General features: G+C 56.7%; 1 tRNA gene and 2 rRNA genes. All 3 read right to left on the reverse strand.

Annotated features, from left to right (window positions below):
• A tRNA-Met gene (locus ACFHYO_RS16140) sits at positions 1-74 on the reverse strand.
• A gap of 107 nt (positions 75-181) precedes the next feature.
• A 5S ribosomal RNA gene (gene rrf, locus ACFHYO_RS16145) occupies positions 182-296 on the reverse strand.
• 106 nt (positions 297-402) lie between these two features.
• Positions 403-970, reverse strand: a 23S ribosomal RNA gene (locus tag ACFHYO_RS16150); the annotation flags it as partial.

The following is a 970-nucleotide window of genomic DNA, read 5'->3' on the forward strand; positions in this document are numbered from 1 at the left end:
TTGCGGGGATAGGATTTGAACCTATGACCTTCAGGTTATGAGCCTGACGAGCTACCGGGCTGCTCTACCCCGCGACCGTGCCGCTTGTGCGGCGGGGGTTTCCCCATGGGATCCGTTGCGATGAGGCTGGATCGGTTGGGGTGGTTATCGTTCTGAGAGATTGTTCTGCGTTTCTTTCCAGGTCTGGCGGTGACCTACTCTCCCACGTCTTGAGACGCAGTACCATTGGCGCGACGGCGCTTAACGGCCGAGTTCGGGATGGGATCGGGTGTTTCGCTCGTGCTATGGCCACCAGACCGGGGAAGAAACGCTCAGCGTTTCGGGGTCACCTGGCGGTGGTTCCCGAAGCATTGTCCAAGTTGCTTTTGACGGAAGAAGGCAGTGGTCTGTCTTCTTCCGGATCAAATCAAGCCAATCGAGCCATTAGTACCGGTCAACTGAACGCATTGCTGCGCGTACATCTCCGGCCTATCGACGTGGTGGTCTTCCACGGCTCTCAAGGGATACCTTGTTTTGAGGGGGGCTTCACGCTTAGATGCCTTCAGCGTTTATCCTGTCCGTTCATAGCTACCCAGCACTGCCGTTGGCACGACAACTGGTCCACCAGTGGAACGTTCACCCCGGTCCTCTCGTACTAGGGGCAACTCCTCTCAAGTATCCTACACCCACGGCAGATAGGGACCGAACTGTCTCACGACGTTCTAAACCCAGCTCACGTACCTCTTTAAATGGCGAACAGCCATACCCTTGGGACCTGCTCCAGCCCCAGGATGAGATGAGCCGACATCGAGGTGCCAAACGATGCCGTCGATATGGACTCTTGGGCATCATCAGCCTGTTATCCCCAGCGTACCTTTTATCCGTTGAGCGATGGCCCTTCCACTCGGGACCACCGGATCACTATGGCCGTCTTTCGACTCTGCTCGACGTGTCAGTCTTGCAGTCAGGCTGGCTTCTGCCATTGCACTCA

Source organism: Paracoccus panacisoli (assembly GCF_042435015.1).
In the GTDB taxonomy this organism is placed as follows: domain Bacteria; phylum Pseudomonadota; class Alphaproteobacteria; order Rhodobacterales; family Rhodobacteraceae; genus Paracoccus; species Paracoccus panacisoli.